The sequence below is a fragment of the Saccharothrix australiensis genome, from assembly GCF_003634935.1.
Lineage (GTDB): Bacteria > Actinomycetota > Actinomycetes > Mycobacteriales > Pseudonocardiaceae > Actinosynnema > Actinosynnema australiense.
Genome location: NZ_RBXO01000001.1, coordinates 5,981,150 through 5,998,355 on the forward strand (window position 1 = coordinate 5,981,150; position 17,206 = coordinate 5,998,355).

A 17,206-nucleotide genomic window follows, 5' to 3' on the forward strand; every position below is an offset into this window, starting at 1 on the left:
CCGCCGGTCCGCCGCGCGCGGCGAGGGGGTGCGATGACCGCGCCGACCAAGCGGAACCCGCTGCGGGACGCCCGCGACAAGCGGCTGCCCCGCATCGCCGGGCCGTGCGGCCTGGTGATCTTCGGCGTGACCGGCGACCTGTCGCGCAAGAAGCTCATGCCGGCGATCTACGACCTCGCCAACCGGGGCCTGCTGCCGCCGGGCTTCGGGCTCGTCGGGTTCGCCCGGCGCGACTGGGCCGACCAGGACTTCATGCAGGTGGTCCACGAGGCGGTCAAGCAGCACGCCCGCACGCCGTTCCGGCAGGAGGTCTGGGACCAGCTCGCCGAGGGCATCCGGTTCGTGCAGGGCACGTTCGACGACGACGCCGCCTTCGACACGCTCGCCACCACGATCGCCGACCTCGACCGCGAGCGCGGCACGGGCGGCAACCACGCGTTCTACCTGTCGGTGCCGCCCAGCGCGTTCACCACGGTGGTCAACCAGCTCAAGCGCGCCGGCCTCGCCTCGCCGGCGGTGGACAGCCCCGGCCAGTGGCGGCGGGTCGTCATCGAGAAGCCGTTCGGGCACGACCTGCACAGCGCGCGGCAGCTCAACGGGATCGTCAACGAGGTCTTCCCCGAGGAGTCGGTGTTCCGCATCGACCACTACCTCGGCAAGGAGACGGTGCAGAACATCCTGGCGCTGCGGTTCGCGAACCAGCTCTACGAGCCCATCTGGAACGCCAACTACGTCGACCACGTGCAGATCACGATGGCCGAGGACATCGGCCTCGGCGGTCGCGCGGGGTACTACGACGGCATCGGCGCGGCGCGCGACGTGATCCAGAACCACCTGCTCCAGCTCCTCGCCCTGACGGCGATGGAGGAGCCGGTGTCGTTCCGGCCGTCCGACCTGCGGGCCGAGAAGGTCAAGGTGCTGTCCGCGACCCGGCCGGTCGGCCCGTTCGACGAGACCACCGCGCGCGGCCAGTACACCGGCGGCTGGCAGGGTGGGCAGAAGGTGCCCGGACTGGTCGAGGAGGGCGGGTTCGCCAAGGACTCCACCACCGAGACCTACGCGGCGATCACCTGCGAGATCAACACCCGGCGGTGGGCGGGCGTGCCGTTCTACCTGCGCACCGGCAAGCGGCTCGGCCGCCGCGTCACCGAGGTCGCCGTGGTGTTCAAGCGGGCGCCGCACCTGCCGTTCGACGACACCGCCACCGAGGAGCTGGGGCAGAACGCCCTGGTGGTGCGCGTGCAGCCGGACGAGGGCGTGACCATGCGGTTCGGCTCCAAGGTGCCCGGCAACACGATGGAGGTCCGGGACGTCACGATGGACTTCGGCTACGGCCACGCGTTCACCGAGTCGTCGCCCGAGGCGTACGAGCGGCTGCTGCTCGACGTGCTGCTCGGCGAGCCGTCGCTGTTCCCGAAGAACGACGAGGTCGAGCTGTCCTGGGAGATCCTGGACCCCGTGCTGGCCCACTGGGCCGCGACCGGCGCGCCGGAGAAGTACAAGGCGGGCACCTGGGGACCGGCGTCGGCGGACGAGATGCTGGCCCGCACCGGTAGGCACTGGAGGCGTCCGTGATCATCGACCTGCCCTCGACCACCACGTCGCAGGTCAACAGCAAGCTCGTCCAGCTGCGGGAGGAGGGTGGCGCGGTCACCCTCGGCCGGGTGCTGACCCTGGTCATCGTGACCGACGACGGCGCGAAGACCGAGGACGCCGTGGACGCGGCCAACGACGCCAGCCGCGAGCACCCCTGCCGGGTGATCGTGGTGGCCAGGGGCGCGCGCAAGGCCGCGCCCCGGCTGGACGCGCAGATCCGGGTCGGCGGCGACGCGGGCGCGTCCGAGGTGATCGTGCTGCGCCTGTACGGCGAACTGGCCAACGAGGGCGCGTCGTGCGTCGTGCCGCTGCTGCTGCCGGACACCCCGGTCGTGGCGTGGTGGCCGCACGAGGCGCCCCCGGTGCCCGCGCAGGACCCGATCGGGCAGCTCGCGCAGCGCCGGATCACCGACGCGGCAGCCGAGAAGAACCCGATCAAGGCGCTGGACCAGCGCAAGGCGTCCTACGCGCCGGGCGACACGGACCTGGCGTGGACGCGGCTGACGCTGTGGCGGGCGATGCTCGCGTCGGCGCTGGACCTGCCGCCGTTCGAGCGGGTCACCGAGGCCGAGGTCAGCGGTGAGGCCGACTCGCCGTCGACCGACCTGCTGGCCGCGTGGCTGGCGGGCGCGCTGCGGGTGCCGGTGAAGCGGTCCAAGGCCGCGCGCGGTGTCGGCATCGTCGACGTGCGGCTCGTGCGCCGCTCCGGTGTGGTGGAGCTGGTGCGCCCGGACGGCAAGGTCGGGACGCTGTCCCAGCCGGGCCAGCCCGAGCGCCGGGTGGCGTTGCAGCGCCGGGAGATCCGGGACTGCCTGGCCGAGGAGCTGCGGCGGCTCGACCCCGACGAGGTGTACGAGTCGGCGTTGCGCGCGCTGGGGAAGATCGTGCGCGGGCGCTCGCCGGCGAAGACCTCGACGAGGACGCCGGCGAAGGCCGCGGGCAAGGGGTCCGCGGCGGCGCGCAAGCCCGCGGCGGGCGCGGCCGGTGGCGCGGACAAGGCCGCTTCGGACGGCGCGGGCTCGGACCGGGCCGCCGCCGACGCCGCCAAGGCCGGGTCGTCGGCGGGCAGGGCGGGGTCGGACACCAAGGCGGACGGCAAGGCTGCGGACGGCAAGGCGACGACCGGTCGGTCCGGGTCGGCGGGCAGGTCGACGGCGGGCAGGTCCGCGGCGGCGGCCAAGTCGACCGCGGCGGCCAGGACGGCGTCGGCCTCCGCGTCGGCGCGCGTCGGCAAGGCGACGACCGGCGGCAAGACCGCGACCAGGGGCAAGGCGGCCACCGGCGGCAAGACCGCCACCGGGGGCAAAGCCGCTACGGGCGGCAAGAGCGCCGGGGGCAAGGCCGCGAGCGGCGGCAGGTCACGGGCGAAGGCGGGCGCATGAGCCGCCCCGAGGTCGTGGTGCACCGTGACGGCGACCTGCTGGCCGCCGCCACGGCCGCCCGCCTGGTCACCAGGCTGGTCGACGCACAGGCCGCGCGCGGCTCCGCGTCGCTGGTGCTGACCGGCGGTCGGACCGGCACCGCCGTGCTGGAGCAGCTGCGCGCGGCGCCGGCCCGCGACGCCGTCGACTGGTCTCGGGTGGACCTCTACTGGGGCGACGAGCGGTTCCTGCCCGCCGGCCACGAGGACCGCAACGAGACGCAGGCCAGGGCGGCGCTGCTCGACCACGTGCCGGTCGACCCCGACCGGGTGCACGCGATGGAGCCGTCCGACGGCCGGTTCGGCGACGACCCGGACGCGGCGGCCGACGCGTACGCCGACGTCCTCGCCGCCGCGTCCCGGCCCGAGGACCACGGTTCGGTGCCGTCGTTCGACGTGTGCCTGCTCGGGGTGGGCGAGGAGGGCCACACGGCGTCGATCTTCCCCGGCTCGCCCGCCGTCTACGAGCGCGACCGCTCCGTGGTGGCGGTCCGCAACTGCCCCAAGCCGCCGCCGACGCGGGTCAGCCTGACCCTGCCCGCCCTCCGCCAGGCCACCGAGGTGTGGCTGATGACCACGGGCGGTGCCAAGGCCGCCGCGGTCGCGATGGCGTTGACCGGGGCGGGCGAGGTCCAGCTCCCGGCGGCGGGCGCGCTGGGCAAGCGCCGCACGCTGTGGCTGCTCGACTCGACGGCCGCGGCCAAGGTGCCGGAGCTGTTCACACCTCCGCTGGCGTGACCCCGTGCGGTGCCGGTCCCCCGACCGGCACCGCACCGGTCGCCCGCCGGACCGCCCTGGTTCGGGCGTCCACTCCCCTCCGCACCGCCCCGACGGCCGGTGGCGCGCGTGATAACGGTCACCTCCTACTGGATTTCCGCGCTTTCTTCACCGTGAACGGGTGTTCGCGCGCGCAATTTTGTGGTCTCGTCAGCGTCCCATTCGGGTAATCGAGGCGTCTCGTTGGGTGAGGCGGGCCGGTGTGGACACTTCGGGGGCTGAGGAGCGGGTCATGCCAAGCGCGATGACGGCGCAGTACGGTGACGAGCAGCGGGTGGCTGACACGGGAGGGCGAGTCCTGGCCGGCAACGCTGTCGAACGGCTGCCGAGCGGCGGGGTCAATGGCGTCCCGGCCGAACGGGTGTCCGGGCCTGCCCGCCGTCTCCGGGAGCGGCTGGCCGAGCACCGGCGGGTGTTCGTCGACGCGGGCGCGGTGGCGGTCGCCGCGTTCGACGTGTGGTTCTGGTTCGCGCCGGACGCCAAGTCGTACAACTACGCGCTGTCGGTCGTCGCGGTGCTCGCGCTGGCGTTCCGGCGGCGGTTCCCGTTCCTGGTGGTGCTGCTCACCGTGCCGGGCTTCCTCGCGGGCATGGCGCAGCTCGCCGCGATGATCGCGCTGGGCACGCTGGCCAGGCAGCGGCTGCTGGCCGCGCAGACCTACGTGGCCGCCGCGCTCGTGTGGTTCAGCCGGTTCTTCCCGTGGCCGCCAGGGGAGTTCTTCGAGCGGCCCTGGACGACCCACGTGCACGACGCCATCTACGGCTGCATCGTGGCCGGGATGCCGGTGGCGATCGGGCTGCTCGCGCACGCCCGAGAGGAGCTGTCCGCCCGCATCGCGGAACTCGCCGCCAGCCGGGAGCGGGAGCGCCTGCTGCACGCGCACGCCGTCCGCGCCGACGAACGGGCCCGCCTCGCCCGCGAGATGCACGACGTGGTGTCGCACCAGGTGAGCCTGATCGCGATGCAGGCGGGGGCGCTGCGGGTGGCCGTCGCCGACCCGGACGCGCAGCGGGTGGCGAACACCATCCGGGCGCTGAGCACCCGGACGCTGGACGAGCTGCGGCAGCTGGTCAGCGTCCTGCGCACGACCGGCGGCGACGACTCGCCGCAACCACGCGTCGAGGAGCTGCCGCAACTGGTGGCGGGCGCGGGCGTCCCGGCGTCGCTGACCGTGCGGGGCCCGGTGGACGACCTGCCCGCGCCGATCTCGGGCGCGGTCTACCGCACCGTGCAGGAAGCGCTGACCAACGTGCGCAAGCACGCGGGCGGCGCACCCACCACCGTGCACGTCCAGGTCGAGGCCGACGAACTCAGGGTCGAGATCCGCAACGACGCCCCGGCGGGGCCCCGCGAGTGCTCCTCCCTGCCCAGCGGCGGCCACGGCCTGGTGGGGCTCCGGGAGCGGGCGGCACTGCTCAACGGCACCTTCACCGCCGGACCGTCGGAGGACGGCGGCTTCCGGGTCGCGGTGGTGTTCCCGCTGGCCTGCTCGCTGAACCGGTCGGGGGTGGCGGCTGGGCCCGGCGCGGCGGGGGAGGCCGGGGCGGCGGGAGGGGCTCGGGCGGTGCGGGAAGGGTGTGAAAGATGAAAAGCGGCGCTCGCCGCTGGGCAGGCCGCCGGGGGTAAGGGCGTCGTGTCCTCCCGCATGGCCTGCCGGAGGCAACCACCCTTGGCCGGCCGCGTCAAGCGAAGGGCGTGCTTGACACGGCCGACCGAGCGCGGTTGGGCTGCGCCCAGGCCATACGGGAGGACACGAGGCCCGAGTGGGCGCTGGCGCGGGGCTGGGGTGGGAGGGACCGGTTGTGTGGGTGCCCTGCGGTTGCGTTTTGGCGGGGGGTGGGGGGCGGAGGTGGGTCCCGGAGGTTGGGTGGCGGCCTCTGTCGTGGAGGCGCGGTAGTGGCAGGGTTGTCGCGGGCTGAATGACAGCGGCCCCCGTGGAGTTGTCCACGGGGGCCGGTGCGCGGGCTGACGCTAGGGCTCTTCGCGCTGCTTGCGCAGCTTGGTGAGAGCCTCTTCGAGGATTGCTTCGCCGTCCGCGTCGGAACGGCGCTCCTTCACGTACGCCAAGTGCGTCTTGTACGGCTCGTTGCGCGGAGGAGCAGGGGGTGCCTGCTCGTCCCTGCCCGCCGGCAGACCGCACCGGGGGCAGTCCCAGTTCTCCGGGATTTCCGCTTCGACCGCGAACGACGGACGCGACTCGTGCGCGTTGGCGCACCAGTACGACACCCGACGTCGGGGCGCGGACTCGCCGCGCTCCGACTCGCCCATCGGGCCTGCGCCGACGCGGGTACCGCGAATCGCGTTACCACCAGCCATCGACCCTCACACCCCCACCACGTGGTTTCCCTCTGTCAGTTGACCTTGAGCAGAAGCCCGATGCCGATGATGGCGATGACCCAGATCGCACCGACGAACAACGTCAGGCGGTCGAGGTTCTTCTCCACCACGCTCGACCCGGACAGGCTCGACTGCATACCGCCGCCGAACAGCGAGGACAGACCACCACCGCGGCCTCGGTGCAGCAGCACCAGCAGGATCAGCAGCACGCTGGAGACGATCAACAGGATCTGTAGGAACAGGATCATTTCTTCCTCGCTGTCAGGCAGGTGACGCCACAGAGTACCCGGTCGACTGCCGACCGTGGACCACCGTGTTGGCCGGGGGTGTTCGACCACATCAGGGTAGAGGCCCGCCGGCCGCCAGGGCACACAGCTTGGCGAACTCGTCCGCTTCCAGGCTCGCACCGCCCACGAGGGCACCGTCGACGTCCTTCTGCGCGATCAGCTCGCCGATGTTGCCGGACTTCACCGAACCGCCGTAAAGCACCCGAACGGCCGATGCCACGTCCTCGCCGTGCAGCTCGGCGAGCTTGGCCCGCAGCGCCGCGCACACCTCCTGCGCGTCGGACGACGACGCCACCTTGCCGGTGCCGATGGCCCACACCGGCTCGTAGGCGATGACGACGTCCTTCACCTGCTCGGCGGTCAGCCCCCGGAGGCCCGCCACGAGCTGGTCGGTGCAGTGCGCGACGTGGTTGCCCGCCTCGCGCACGTCCACCCGCTCGCCGAGGCAGAAGATCGGGGTGACGCCGTGCTTGAGCGCCGCCTTGACCTTCCGGTTGACCAGCGCGTCGTCCTCGTGGTGGTACTCGCGCCGCTCGGAGTGCCCCACGGTGACGTAGGAGCAGCCGAGCTTGGCCAGCATCGGACCGGACACGTCGCCGGTGTACGCGCCCGAGTCGTGCGGCGACAGGTCCTGCGCGCCGTACTTGAGCAGCAGCTTGTCGCCGTCGACCAGGGTCTGGATGGACCGGATGTCGACGAACGGCGGCAGCACCGCCACCTCGACCTTGGCGAAGTACTTCTCGGGGAGCGAGAAGGCGATCTTCTGCACCAGGGCGATGGCCTCGAGGTGGTTGAGGTTCATCTTCCAGTTGCCCGCGATGAGCGGCTGGCGCGTTGCCATCAGTCCTCCAGGACGGAGACGCCGGGGAGTTCCTTGCCCTCCAGGAACTCCAGGGAAGCCCCACCGCCGGTGGAGATGTGCGAGAAGCCGTCCTCGGGCAGGCCGAGGGCGCGCACGGCCGCCGCCGAGTCGCCGCCGCCGACCACGGAGAACGCGTCACCGGCGACCAGCGCCTCGGCGACCGCGCGGGTGCCGCCGGCGAACGCCTCGAACTCGAACACGCCCATCGGGCCGTTCCAGAAGACGGTGCGGGCGTCGGCCAGCTTCGCGGCGAACAGCTCACGGGACCGCGGGCCGATGTCGAGGCCCTGCCGGTCGGCCGGGATGGCGTCGGCGGGCACGACCTCGTGCTCGGCGTCGGCGGCGAAGTCCACCGCCGCCAGCACGTCGACCGGCAGCACGATCTCCACGCCGCGCGCCTCGGCGTCCTTGAGGAAGCCGGTGACGGTCTCCAGCTGGTCCTCCTGGAGCAGCGACCGGCCGACCTCGTGGCCCTGGGCCTTGAGGAACGTGTAGGCCATGCCGCCGCCGATGAGCAGCCGGTCGACCTTGGTGAGCAGGTTCGCGATGACGCCGAGCTTGTCGGACACCTTCGCGCCGCCCAGCACCACCACGTACGGGCGTGCCAGGTCGTCGGTCAGCTTGCGCAGCACCTCGACCTCGGCCAGCACCAGGTTGCCCGCGTAGTGCGGCAGCTTCTTCGCCACGTCGTAGACCGACGCCTGCTTGCGGTGCACGACGCCGAACCCGTCGGAGACGAACGCGTCGGCCTTGGCGGCCAGCTCGTCGGCGAACGCCTCGCGCTCCGCGTCGACCTTGCTGGTCTCGCGCGGGTCGAAGCGGATGTTCTCCAGCAGCGTGACGGTGCCGTCGGCGCCGGCCTCCGTGCCCAGCTCGACGGTCCGGCCGAGCAGCTCGCCCAGCCGCACGGCGACCGGGGCGAGGGAGAACTTCGGGTCGGGCTCGCCCTTGGGCCGGCCCAGGTGCGCGGCGACCAGCACGCGCGCGCCCCCGTCCACCAGCGCTCGGAGCGTGGGCACCGAGGCGCGGACGCGGCCGTCGTCGGTGATCTTGTCGCCGTCGAGGGGTACGTTCAGGTCGGCGCGCACCAGGACGCGCCGACCCGACACACCCTCGGCGATCAGGTCGCTGAGAGTCTTCACAGCTCCGCTTTCGGCTGGGGTGGTCAGAGCTTGGAGGCGACCAGGTCGACCAGGTCGGCGAGGCGGTTGGAGTAGCCCCACTCGTTGTCGTACCAGCCGACGACCTTGACCTGGTTGCCGATGACCTTGGTCAGCGGCGCGTCGTAGATGCACGACGCCGGGTCGGTGACGATGTCGCTCGACACGATCGGGTCGTCGTTGTAGCGGAGGTAGCCCTTCAGCGCGCCCTCGGCCGCGGCCTTGTAGGCGGCGTTGACCTCGTCGACGGTGGTCTCCCGGCCGACGGTCACGGTGAGGTCGGTCGCCGAACCGGTCGGCACCGGCACGCGCAGCGCGTAGCCGTCGAGCTTGCCGTTCAGCTCGGGCAGGACCAGGCCGATCGCCTTCGCGGCACCGGTGCTGGTGGGCACGATGTTCAGCGCGGCGGCCCGTGCGCGGCGCAGGTCCTTGTGCGGCGCGTCCTGGAGGTTCTGGTCCTGGGTGTAGGCGTGGATGGTGGTCATCAGGCCACGCTCGATGGTGAACTCGTCGTGCAGCACCTTGGCCAGCGGGGCCAGGCAGTTCGTGGTGCACGAGGCGTTCGAGATGACGGTCTGCGAACCGTCGTACTGCTCGTGGTTCGCGCCCAGCACCACGGTGAGGTCCTCACCCTTGGCCGGCGCGGAGATGATGACCTTCTTGGCGCCGCCCTCGTCCACGTGCTTGCGCGCCGAGGCGGCGTCGGTGAAGAAGCCGGTCGACTCGACCACGACGTCGACACCGAGGTCCTTCCAGGGCAGCTTGCCGGGGTCGCGCTCGGCCAGCGCCTTGATGGTCTTGCCGTCGACCTCGATGCCCTCGTCGTTCACCTTCACGTCGTGCGGCAGGCGGCCGAGGATGCTGTCGTACTTCAGCAGGTGCGCCATCGTGTTGACGTCACCGAGGTCGTTGAAGGCCACGATCTCGATGTCGTGACCGCTGGCCTGAACGGCGCGCCAGAAGTTGCGACCGATCCGGCCGAAACCGTTGACACCTACGCGAACCGTCACGGTGAGTCTCCTCGATACTCGACTGGCGATGCGCCAGTGGGCGTGCGGATTGACTGTCACAGCAGCCGCGCCTCAGCCTAGCCTCCGCGCTGCGCCCCTGGTCACGTGGATCACCAGGATCTCTTTATCGAGCAAGAAAATCCACCGCTACCGTCTAGTAACAACCAAACCGCTTTCCCTCTCGCATACCCACAAGCACCAACCCGCACACCCCGAACGTCACCGCCAGTGCGCACCGCGCACACCACCGGCCTCGTGTTCTCCCCGTATGGCCTGCCCGCAGGGCAACCGCGCTTGTCAAGGCAGGTCAAGCACGCCCTTCGCTTGACCTGCCTTGACAAGGGTGGTGGTCTTCGACCAGGCCATACGGGGAGAACACGACGCCCTTCCCCCTCCTCGGCGGCCTGCCCGTCCGGCGAGGACGCTCTTGATCTTTCACCAAGAGCCGCACCGCTCCACCTCGCCGATGACCGAGATCAGCACCGCACCACCTCTCCGACACCCGGAGCCGCACCGCGACAACCAGTCAGACCTCGGCTTCCAGCATGTCCGCCGTGACCGCCGACTCCGTGTCCGGCATGCCCAGCTCCTTCGCCCGCTTGTCCGCCATCGCCAGCAGCCGCCGGATGCGCCCCGCCACCGCGTCCTTCGTCATCTGCGGTTCGGACAGCTGCCCCAGCTCCTCCAGCGACGCCTGCCGGTGCGCGAGCCGCAGCGCGCCCGCCGCCGCCAGGTGGTCCGGCGCCTCCGGGCCCAGGATCTCCAGCGCGCGCTGCACCCTGGCCGCCGCGGCGACCGCCGCCCGCGCCGAGCGCCGCAGGTTCGCGTCGTCGAAGTTCGCCAGCCGGTTCGCCGTCGCGCGCACCTCCCGGCGCATCCGGCGCTCCTCCCACGCCAGCACGCTGTCGTGCGCGCCCAGCCGGGTGAGCATCGCGCCGATCGCGTCGCCGTCCCGGATCACCACGCGCTCCGCGCCGCGCACCTCGCGCGACTTCGAGCTGATGCCCATCCGCCGCGCCGCGCCGACCAGCGCCAGCGCCGCCTCGGGACCGGGGCAGGTCACCTCCATCGACGAGGAGCGGCCGGGTTCGGTCAGCGAGCCGTGCGCCAGGAACGCGCCGCGCCAGGCCGCCTCCGCGTCGCACACCCCGCCGGACACCACGGGCGCGGGCAGCCCGCGCACCGGGCGGCCGCGCGGGTCGAGCAGGCCCGTCTGGCGGGCCAGGCCCTCGCCGTCCTTCACGACCCGCACCACGAACCGGGTGCCCTTGCGCAGCCCGCTCGACGTGATGGTGAAGACGTCGGACTGGTGCCCGTACAGCTCGTGGACCTCCCGCCGCAGCCGCCGCGCGGTCGAGCCGAGGTCCAGCTCGGCCTCCACCACCACCCGGCCGCCCACGATGTGCAGGCCGCCCGCGAACCGCAGCAGGGACGCGACCTCGGCGCGCCGGCAACAGGTCTTGGCGACGGCCAGCCTGCTCAGCTCGTCCTTGACCGCAGACGTCATCGCCACGGCTCATCGCCTCCCCTGGTCTCGCGGTGTTCCTGGAGGGTTGTACTCGACGGCGCGCCGGCCGCCGCAGGCAGGCCGTCCAACGCGCGGCGGATGCTCGACGCGAGGGCGACCGGGTCGTGGCGGTCCGGTGAACCCGCCAGCGCGATCGGCGACAGGTGCGCCGCGGCCCCGAGAGCTGCGGCGGCCCGGCACAGCCGGTCCGGGACGGTCACCGCGTCCGCGTCCGCGATCACCGCGTCCACGCGCAACGTCGGCGCGTGCTCGCACAACACGTCCAGGTGCAGCTCCGGCGAGAATCCGGCGGTTTCCCCCGGTTGGGGGACGAGGTTGAGCACCACGACCTTCGCCGCCGCCGTGCGCGTCAGCGCGTCGTTCAGCTCCGGCACGAGCAAGTGCGGCAGCACGCTGGTGAACCACGACCCCGGTCCCAGCAGCACCACGTCCGCGCCCAGCACGGCCTCGACGGCCTGCGCGCAGCCGCGGGGCGCCTCGCCCGCGCCACCCGGTCCGTGGAGCCGGATGCGCTGCACGCGCCCCGGCGTGGTCGCGACCGCCACCTGGCCCCGGATGCGGCGCACCACGTCGGCGTCGTCGTCCAGGCCCGTCACGTCCGCCTCGATCTCCAGCGGCTCGGTGCACATCGGCAGCACCCGGCCGCGCACGCCCAGCAGCCGGCAGGCCGCCTCCAGCACCGCCACCGGGTCGCCGAGCTGCTCCAGCAGGCCGGCCAGGACGAGGTTGCCGACCGCGTGGCCGGCCAGCGCGCCCGTGCCGCCGAACCGGTGCTGGAACAGCCGCGCCCACAGCGCACCGCTGCCGCCGTCGTCGGCCAGCGCGACCATCGCCTTGCGCAGGTCGCCGGGCGGCAGCAGGCCCAGCTCGCGGCGCAGCCTGCCGGACGAGCCGCCGTCGTCGGCGACCGTCACCACCGCGGTCACGTCGTCGGTCAGGCGGCGCAGGGCGGTGAGCGTGACGTGCAGTCCGCGCCCACCGCCCAGGGCCACCGCTTTCAGGCCCGTCACTCGCGTCCCAGGTCCCGGTGGACGACCTTCACGGCCATGCCGTCCTCGGCGGCCAGCCGGGCGGCCAGCTCCTCGGAGATGGCGACGCTGCGGTGCTTGCCGCCCGTGCACCCGACGGCCAGCGTCAGGTACCGCTTGCCCTCGCGCCGGTAGCCCGCGCCGATCAGCCGCAGCAGCTCGTGGTAGCGGTCCAGGAACTCCTCCGCGCCCTCCTGCGTGAGGACGTAGTTCCGCACGTCGCCGTCCAGGCCGGTCTGCTCGCGCAGCTCGGGGATCCAGAACGGGTTCGGCAGGAACCGCACGTCCATCACCAGGTCGGAGTCCATCGGCAGGCCGTACTTGTAGCCGAAGGACAGCACCGTCACGCGGGTGCGCGTGGCCGACTCGGTGCCGAACGTGTCCTCGATCTTGGCCCGCAGCTGGTGCACGGACAGCGCCGACGTGTCCAGCACCAGGTCCGCCTCCTCCCGCAGCGGCGTCAGCAGGATGCGCTCGGCTTCGATGCCGTCCGCGAGCCTGCCGTCCGCCTGGAGCGGGTGGCCGCGGCGCACCGACTCGAACCGCCGGATCAGCACGTCGTCGGTGGCCTCCAGGAACAGCACCTTCGGCTTGTAGCCGCGCGCGTCCAGGTCCTTGATCACCGCCGCGAGGTCCTCGGTGAACGCGCGGCTGCGCACGTCCATCACGACCGCGACCCTGGTGATGGCCCCCCGCGCCTGCGCGCCCAGCTCCACCATCGTCGCGATCAGCTCGGGCGGCAGGTTGTCCACCACGAACCAGCCCAGGTCCTCCAGGCACTTCGCGGCGGTGCTGCGGCCCGCCCCCGACAGGCCCGTCACCACCGCCACCTCGATGCCGGACTTCTCGCCGGCCTGTGCGCTCACTTGTGCTCCCTAGTGGTTGTCGGCTCCGCCGACGCCTTCGGTACCGGCCGCGCTCAACGTCGCGTGCACGGCCTCGGCGGTGCGCCTGCCCACACCAGGCACCCCGCTGATCTCCTCGATGCTCGCCTCACGCAACTTCTTCAGTGAGCCGAAGTGCTTGAGCAGCGCGGCCCGGCGCGTCTGGCCCAGCCCCGGCACGTCGTCCAGGGCCGAGGTCGTCATCCGCTTGGACCGCTTCTGCCGGTGGTACGCGATCGCGAACCGGTGCGCCTCGTCCCGCACCCGTTGCAGCAGGTAGAGGGCTTCGCTGGTGCGGGGCAGGATCACCGGGTCCGGCTCGCCGGGCACCCACACCTCCTCCAGCCGCTTGGCCAGGCCGACCACGGCGACGTCCGTGATGCCGAGCTCGGCCAGCACGTCCGACGCCGCCTGGGCCTGCGGCGCGCCGCCGTCGACCACCAGCAGGTTCGGCGCGTAGGCGAACCGGCGCGGCTTGCCCGTCTCCGGGTCGACGCCCGGCAGCGCGCCGTCCTCCCGGTTCGCGTTCTCCCGCAGGTACGCCTGGAAGCGCCGCCGCACGACCTCCGCGATCGAGCCGACGTCGCCCTGCTCCGCCCCCTCGCGGAGGGCGAACCGCCGGTACTCCGACTTGCGCGCCAGGCCGTCCTCGAACACCACGAGCGACGCCACCACGTCCGTGCCCTGGACGTGGCTGATGTCGGTGCACTCGATGCGCAGCGGCGCGGTGTCCAGTCCCAGCGCCTCCTGGAGCTCCTGCAACGCCGCCGACCGGGCCGTCAGGTCGCCCGCGCGGCGCAGCTTGTGCTGCTGGAACGCCTCCTTCGCGTTGCGCTCGACGGTCTCCATCAGCGCCCGCTTGTCGCCGCGCTGCGGCACCCGCAGCACGACCTTCCCGCCCCGCAGGCCGCTCAGCCAGCGCTCCACGGCCGCCGCGTCGTCGGGCAGCTCGGGCACCAGCACCTCGCGCGGCACGGGCGCGGACTCCACCCCGCTGGCCCGCGCCGAGTCGACCTGCTCACCGTAGAACTGGGTGACGAACTGGTCGACCAGCGCCGCGACGCCGGTCTCCTCCACCTTGTCGACCACCCAGCCGCGCTGGCCGCGCACCCGGCCGCCGCGCACGTGGAAGACCTGGACGGACACCTCCAGGTCGTCCTGCGCGAACGCGACCACGTCGGCGTCCGTGCCGTCGCCGAGCACCACGGCCTGCTTCTCCAGGGCGCGCTTGAGCGCCGCCTGGTCGTCGCGCAGCCGGGCGGCCCGCTCGAACTCCAGCGCCTCGGCGGCGGCGGTCATCTCCTTCTCCAGCCGGCGCACCATGAGGTCGGTCCGGCCCGCGAGGAAGTCGCAGAAGTCGAGGACGATGTCGCGGTGCTCCTCGGCGGTGACGCGGCCGACGCACGGCGCGGAGCACTTGTCGATGTAGCCGAGCAGGCAGGGCCGGCCGATCTGGTTGTGCCGCTTGAACACGCCCGCCGAGCAGGTGCGCGCCGGGAACACGCGCAGCAGCAGGTCCAGCGTCTCGCGGATCGCCCACGCGTGCGCGTACGGGCCGAAGTAGCGGACGCCCTTGCGGCGCGGCCCCCGGTAGACGTGCAGGCGGGGGAACTCCTCGTGCAGCGTCACCGCCAGCACCGGGTAGGTCTTGTCGTCCCGGTAGCGGACGTTGAACCGCGGGTCGAACTCCTTGATCCAGTTGTACTCCAGCTGGAGCGCCTCGACCTCGGTGCCGACGACGGTCCACTCGACCGCCGCGGCGGTGGTCACCATCTGCCTGGTGCGCGGGTGCAGCCCGGCGATGTCGGCGAAGTACGAGTTCAGCCGCTGCCGGAGGCTCTTGGCCTTCCCGACGTAGACGACGCGGCCACCCGCGTCGCGGAACTTGTACACGCCGGGGGCGTCCGGGATGGTGCCTGTCGCGGGGCGATAGGTCGACGGGTCGGCCACTCGACAAGACTACGTGCGACCACCGACAGCGCAGGCCCAGGGCCGGGCCCGGCGGTGGGTAGGGTCACCGGGTGGGACACCGTGGCGTGACGCGCGCCACGGCCGAGGTGGGGGGATGGCATGGCGCCGCAGGACGCGACCGACACCGAGTACCCGGCCGGGATCGGGCGGACCGCCCGGCGGGTGCTCGAACTGCACGGCTACACGCGCTACGACCAGCTGACCGGCGTGACGCAGGCGGAGCTGCTGAAGATCCACGGGGTGGGGCCGAAGGCGATCCGCATCCTGGCGGAGGAGCTGGCGGCGAGGGGTTTGTCCTTCGCCGGCGGCTGACCTCCGCCGGACGGGGGTGTCACTCGGCGCAGGGCGACAGCGGCACCGCGCGCCTCGTGCACGGCGGTCGCGCACCGGCGCACGGCGGCACACGCCGTGCGCGGCTGGTCGGCCGGACGCGCCGCGTGCCCGACCGGGCGCGTCAGCCTCGTCGAGCGGCCGGGCACGTCAACCCGTCGAGCAGCCGGTCGGTCGTGCGCGGCTGGTCGTGCGCGGCTGGTCGTGCGCGGCTGGTCGTGCACGACCGGTCCGTCGCGGTCGGTCCGTCGCGGTCGGTCCGTCGCGGCCGGCTCTTCGCGGCCGGCGGGCGGTCCGGGTCAGGACAGGACCACCCGGTCGCCCTCCACCGCCACCGGCACGGCCGTCAGGCCCCTCGTCGCCGGTCCCTTCTTCACCGCCCCGTCTGCCGCGTTGAACTGGCTGCCGTGGTTCGGGCAGGTGATGGTGCCGCCGCTGGGCGCGCCGACCGCCGTGCCCGCGTGCGGGCAGGACGCGTCGAACGCCTTCACGGTGTCACCGGTCCGGGTGACGACCAGCTGCCGGCCGTCGGCCTCCACGACCACGCCGCCGCCGTCCGGCACCTCCGACAGCGACACGACGCCCTCACCGGCCCGCCCGCCGGACGAGGTCGGCGTCGCGCCGCCGCCCGTCGTCCCGGTGGTGCCGGCGGGCGGGGTCGACGTGGTGGGGGCGGTCCCGCACGCCGCCAGGCCACCGGGCACGGCCAGTGCCACGAGCACGCCGCACAACATCGATCGACGGGACGGTCCTGGGTTCTGGGTGGCGCTCAAACCGGTCCTCCGCGGTGTGGTGGTTCGTCGTTCGGTCACACCCGCACTACGAGACCACGCCGGGGCCGGTTCGACACTTCGACCGGCGCAAGCTGTCGACATCGACAGGTGACCGGCGTCACGCCAGCACGACGTCCTCGCCCGACACCCGCACGGGCACCTCCACCAGGCCCTTCGGCGACGGCCCGGTCAGCACCGCGCCCGAGTCCGGGTCGAAGGTGCTCTTGTGCGTCGGGCACGTGATCACGCCGGCCGCCGGCGGGTTGACCACCGTGCCCCGGTGCGGGCACGCCGGGTTGAACGCGCGCACCCCGTCCGCCGAGCGCACCACCAGCAGCAGCCCGTCACCGGGCAGGTCGACCAGCGCGCCCGAGCCGACCGGGACGTCGGCGAGCCCGGCGACCCGGTCCCCCGTCCTGGCGGAACCCACGCCGGGCCGTCGGGCGGCCCCGGCCCCGGAGCCGCACCCGGTCAGGGCGAGCAGTCCGCACAGCAGCAGCGTTCGGCGTTCCACCCGCCCATCTTCACCTACCGGTCCTGGCCGGCCGCCGTCCGGGCCAGCGCCAGCACCGCCGTGAACGGCGGGAACCAGTGCCGCGAGTGCGACGGCGGGTTCGCCCAGCGCAGCGAGCCGTAGCGGGTCATCGTGGGCGGCAGGGCGATCCGCTGCGGCGAGCGGACGAACTGGACCTCGGGCGGCGCCTTCAGGTGGGTGGGCAGCAGGGCGACGAGTTCGGCGAGGAAGATCCAGTGCTCCCGGGGGCCCGGTATGACGGTGACGGGCCCGGCCAGCATCCTGGCCTTGAGGTCGGCCAGCACGCGCGAGCCGATCCGCGCGGGCATGGCGAGGGCGGTGGTGGCCGGGCCCAGCGGCAGGAAGACGCCCTGCTCGGTGACGGACACCTTCCAGCCAAGCAGGCGGTAGCCCGCGATGGCCTCACCGAGCGCCTGCTGGTGCGCTCGGTCGCGGGGCCCGGAACGCGGGCTGCTCTCTGCGGTCGTGGCGGTGCTGCTCATCGGCGGAGGTCCCTCCCCGGTCGGGTGGAGCGGGCGGGTGCTCGGGCACGGGGGTCGTCCCGACTCGGACACACCGGGAGCGTGCGGCGAACCGGCCGCGATGACCACACCGGACGCGGGTCGGACCCATGCACCGGACGCATCAAGCCCATCCACCACACGGCGTCACCACGTCCCGACACGACGTCTCACCCCGTCTTATGCACGAAATGCATGGACTCGCGAT

Annotated in this window: 17 protein-coding genes; 5 read left to right on the top strand and 12 right to left on the bottom strand. The window is 73.0% G+C overall.

Annotation, left to right across the window (positions count from 1 at the left end; translation table 11 throughout):
- The first annotated feature begins 33 nt into the window (after positions 1–33).
- From zwf to C8E97_RS25175, 4 genes are all read left to right on the top strand, one after another.
- Positions 34–1,575 carry a glucose-6-phosphate dehydrogenase gene (gene zwf, locus C8E97_RS25160; RefSeq protein ID WP_121007934.1) on the top strand — a complete coding sequence of 514 codons (1,542 nt, stop codon included), beginning with the start codon at positions 34–36 and terminating at the stop codon, positions 1,573–1,575.
- Positions 1,572–2,978 (top strand): glucose-6-phosphate dehydrogenase assembly protein OpcA, encoded by a 1,407-nt coding sequence (gene opcA, locus C8E97_RS25165; protein WP_425470588.1) that lies wholly within the window; start codon positions 1,572–1,574, stop codon positions 2,976–2,978. Before zwf ends, opcA begins: the two co-directional genes overlap by 4 nt.
- Positions 2,975–3,754, top strand: coding sequence for a 6-phosphogluconolactonase (gene pgl / locus C8E97_RS25170; protein ID WP_121007936.1), 780 nt, complete (start codon positions 2,975–2,977; stop codon positions 3,752–3,754). The genes opcA and pgl overlap by 4 nt, the downstream gene beginning before the upstream one ends.
- 271 nt (positions 3,755–4,025) lie before the next feature.
- Entirely contained in the window at positions 4,026–5,381 is a 1,356-nt protein-coding gene (locus C8E97_RS25175) for a sensor histidine kinase (protein WP_211347131.1), read from the top strand.
- Between the two features lie 383 nt (positions 5,382–5,764).
- On the opposite strand, the gene C8E97_RS25180 is transcribed toward C8E97_RS25175, so the two are convergent.
- The 9 genes from C8E97_RS25180 to uvrC all read right to left on the bottom strand — a co-directional run bounded on the left by C8E97_RS25180 (position 5,765) and on the right by uvrC (position 14,839).
- Positions 5,765–6,109 carry an RNA polymerase-binding protein RbpA gene (locus tag C8E97_RS25180; RefSeq protein ID WP_015103628.1) on the bottom strand — a complete coding sequence of 115 codons (345 nt, stop codon included), beginning with the start codon at positions 6,107–6,109 and terminating at the stop codon, positions 5,765–5,767.
- 35 nt (positions 6,110–6,144) lie between these two features.
- Positions 6,145–6,378: a preprotein translocase subunit SecG gene (secG, locus tag C8E97_RS25185; protein ID WP_121007938.1), complete on the bottom strand. Its 234-nt coding sequence runs from the start codon at positions 6,376–6,378 to the stop codon at positions 6,145–6,147.
- A gap of 91 nt (positions 6,379–6,469) precedes the next feature.
- On the bottom strand, positions 6,470–7,258 hold the full coding sequence (gene tpiA / locus C8E97_RS25190) for a triose-phosphate isomerase (RefSeq protein WP_121007939.1): 789 nt from the start codon (positions 7,256–7,258) through the stop codon (positions 6,470–6,472).
- Entirely contained in the window at positions 7,258–8,421 is a 1,164-nt protein-coding gene (locus C8E97_RS25195; RefSeq protein ID WP_211347132.1) for a phosphoglycerate kinase, read from the bottom strand. Before C8E97_RS25195 ends, tpiA begins: the two co-directional genes overlap by 1 nt.
- Positions 8,422–8,444: 23 nt before the next feature.
- Positions 8,445–9,449 carry a type I glyceraldehyde-3-phosphate dehydrogenase gene (gene gap / locus C8E97_RS25200; RefSeq protein WP_121007940.1) on the bottom strand — a complete coding sequence of 335 codons (1,005 nt, stop codon included), beginning with the start codon at positions 9,447–9,449 and terminating at the stop codon, positions 8,445–8,447.
- Between the two features lie 526 nt (positions 9,450–9,975).
- On the bottom strand, positions 9,976–10,962 hold the full coding sequence (whiA, locus tag C8E97_RS25205) for a DNA-binding protein WhiA (RefSeq protein WP_121007941.1): 987 nt from the start codon (positions 10,960–10,962) through the stop codon (positions 9,976–9,978).
- Positions 10,953–11,978 (bottom strand): gluconeogenesis factor YvcK family protein, encoded by a 1,026-nt coding sequence (locus C8E97_RS25210; RefSeq protein WP_121012332.1) that lies wholly within the window; start codon positions 11,976–11,978, stop codon positions 10,953–10,955. The genes whiA and C8E97_RS25210 overlap by 10 nt, the downstream gene beginning before the upstream one ends.
- Positions 11,979–11,983: 5 nt before the next feature.
- Positions 11,984–12,841 (bottom strand): RNase adapter RapZ, encoded by an 858-nt coding sequence (gene rapZ / locus C8E97_RS25215; RefSeq protein WP_170212153.1) that lies wholly within the window; start codon positions 12,839–12,841, stop codon positions 11,984–11,986.
- Positions 12,842–12,880: 39 nt separating this feature from the next.
- Positions 12,881–14,839, bottom strand: a complete 1,959-nt coding sequence (gene uvrC, locus C8E97_RS25220) for an excinuclease ABC subunit UvrC (protein WP_121007943.1) — start codon at positions 14,837–14,839, stop codon at positions 12,881–12,883.
- 120 nt (positions 14,840–14,959) lie between these two features.
- Between uvrC and C8E97_RS25225 the strand changes: the two genes are divergently transcribed.
- Positions 14,960–15,172 (top strand): helix-hairpin-helix domain-containing protein, encoded by a 213-nt coding sequence (locus C8E97_RS25225; protein ID WP_121007944.1) that lies wholly within the window; start codon positions 14,960–14,962, stop codon positions 15,170–15,172.
- A 317-nt stretch (positions 15,173–15,489) separates the two neighbouring features.
- Here C8E97_RS25225 and C8E97_RS25230 read toward each other — a convergent pair whose 3' ends face one another.
- From C8E97_RS25230 to C8E97_RS25240, 3 genes are all read right to left on the bottom strand, one after another.
- Entirely contained in the window at positions 15,490–15,912 is a 423-nt protein-coding gene (locus C8E97_RS25230; RefSeq protein WP_246019151.1) for a Rieske (2Fe-2S) protein, read from the bottom strand.
- 169 nt (positions 15,913–16,081) lie between these two features.
- The gene (locus tag C8E97_RS25235) at positions 16,082–16,477 is read right to left on the bottom strand and encodes a Rieske (2Fe-2S) protein (RefSeq protein ID WP_121007946.1); all 396 of its coding nucleotides are present in this window, start codon (positions 16,475–16,477) and stop codon (positions 16,082–16,084) included.
- Between the two features lie 14 nt (positions 16,478–16,491).
- Positions 16,492–16,980 (bottom strand): hypothetical protein, encoded by a 489-nt coding sequence (locus C8E97_RS25240; RefSeq protein WP_121007947.1) that lies wholly within the window; start codon positions 16,978–16,980, stop codon positions 16,492–16,494.
- Positions 16,981–17,206 lie beyond the last annotated feature (226 nt).

Bases quoted from the DNA above. Each gene is read 5' to 3' on its own strand.
- zwf (WP_121007934.1), top strand. From the start codon at position 34: ATGACCGCGCCGACCAAGCGGAACCCGCTGCGGGACGCCCGCGACAAG.
- pgl (WP_121007936.1), top strand. From the start codon at position 2,975: ATGAGCCGCCCCGAGGTCGTGGTGCACCGTGACGGCGACCTGCTGGCC.
- C8E97_RS25175 (WP_211347131.1), top strand. From the start codon at position 4,026: ATGCCAAGCGCGATGACGGCGCAGTACGGTGACGAGCAGCGGGTGGCT.
- C8E97_RS25180 (WP_015103628.1), bottom strand. From the start codon at position 6,109: ATGGCTGGTGGTAACGCGATTCGCGGTACCCGCGTCGGCGCAGGCCCG.
- secG (WP_121007938.1), bottom strand. From the start codon at position 6,378: ATGATCCTGTTCCTACAGATCCTGTTGATCGTCTCCAGCGTGCTGCTG.
- tpiA (WP_121007939.1), bottom strand. From the start codon at position 7,258: ATGGCAACGCGCCAGCCGCTCATCGCGGGCAACTGGAAGATGAACCTC.
- C8E97_RS25225 (WP_121007944.1), top strand. From the start codon at position 14,960: ATGGCGCCGCAGGACGCGACCGACACCGAGTACCCGGCCGGGATCGGG.
- C8E97_RS25240 (WP_121007947.1), bottom strand. From the start codon at position 16,980: ATGAGCAGCACCGCCACGACCGCAGAGAGCAGCCCGCGTTCCGGGCCC.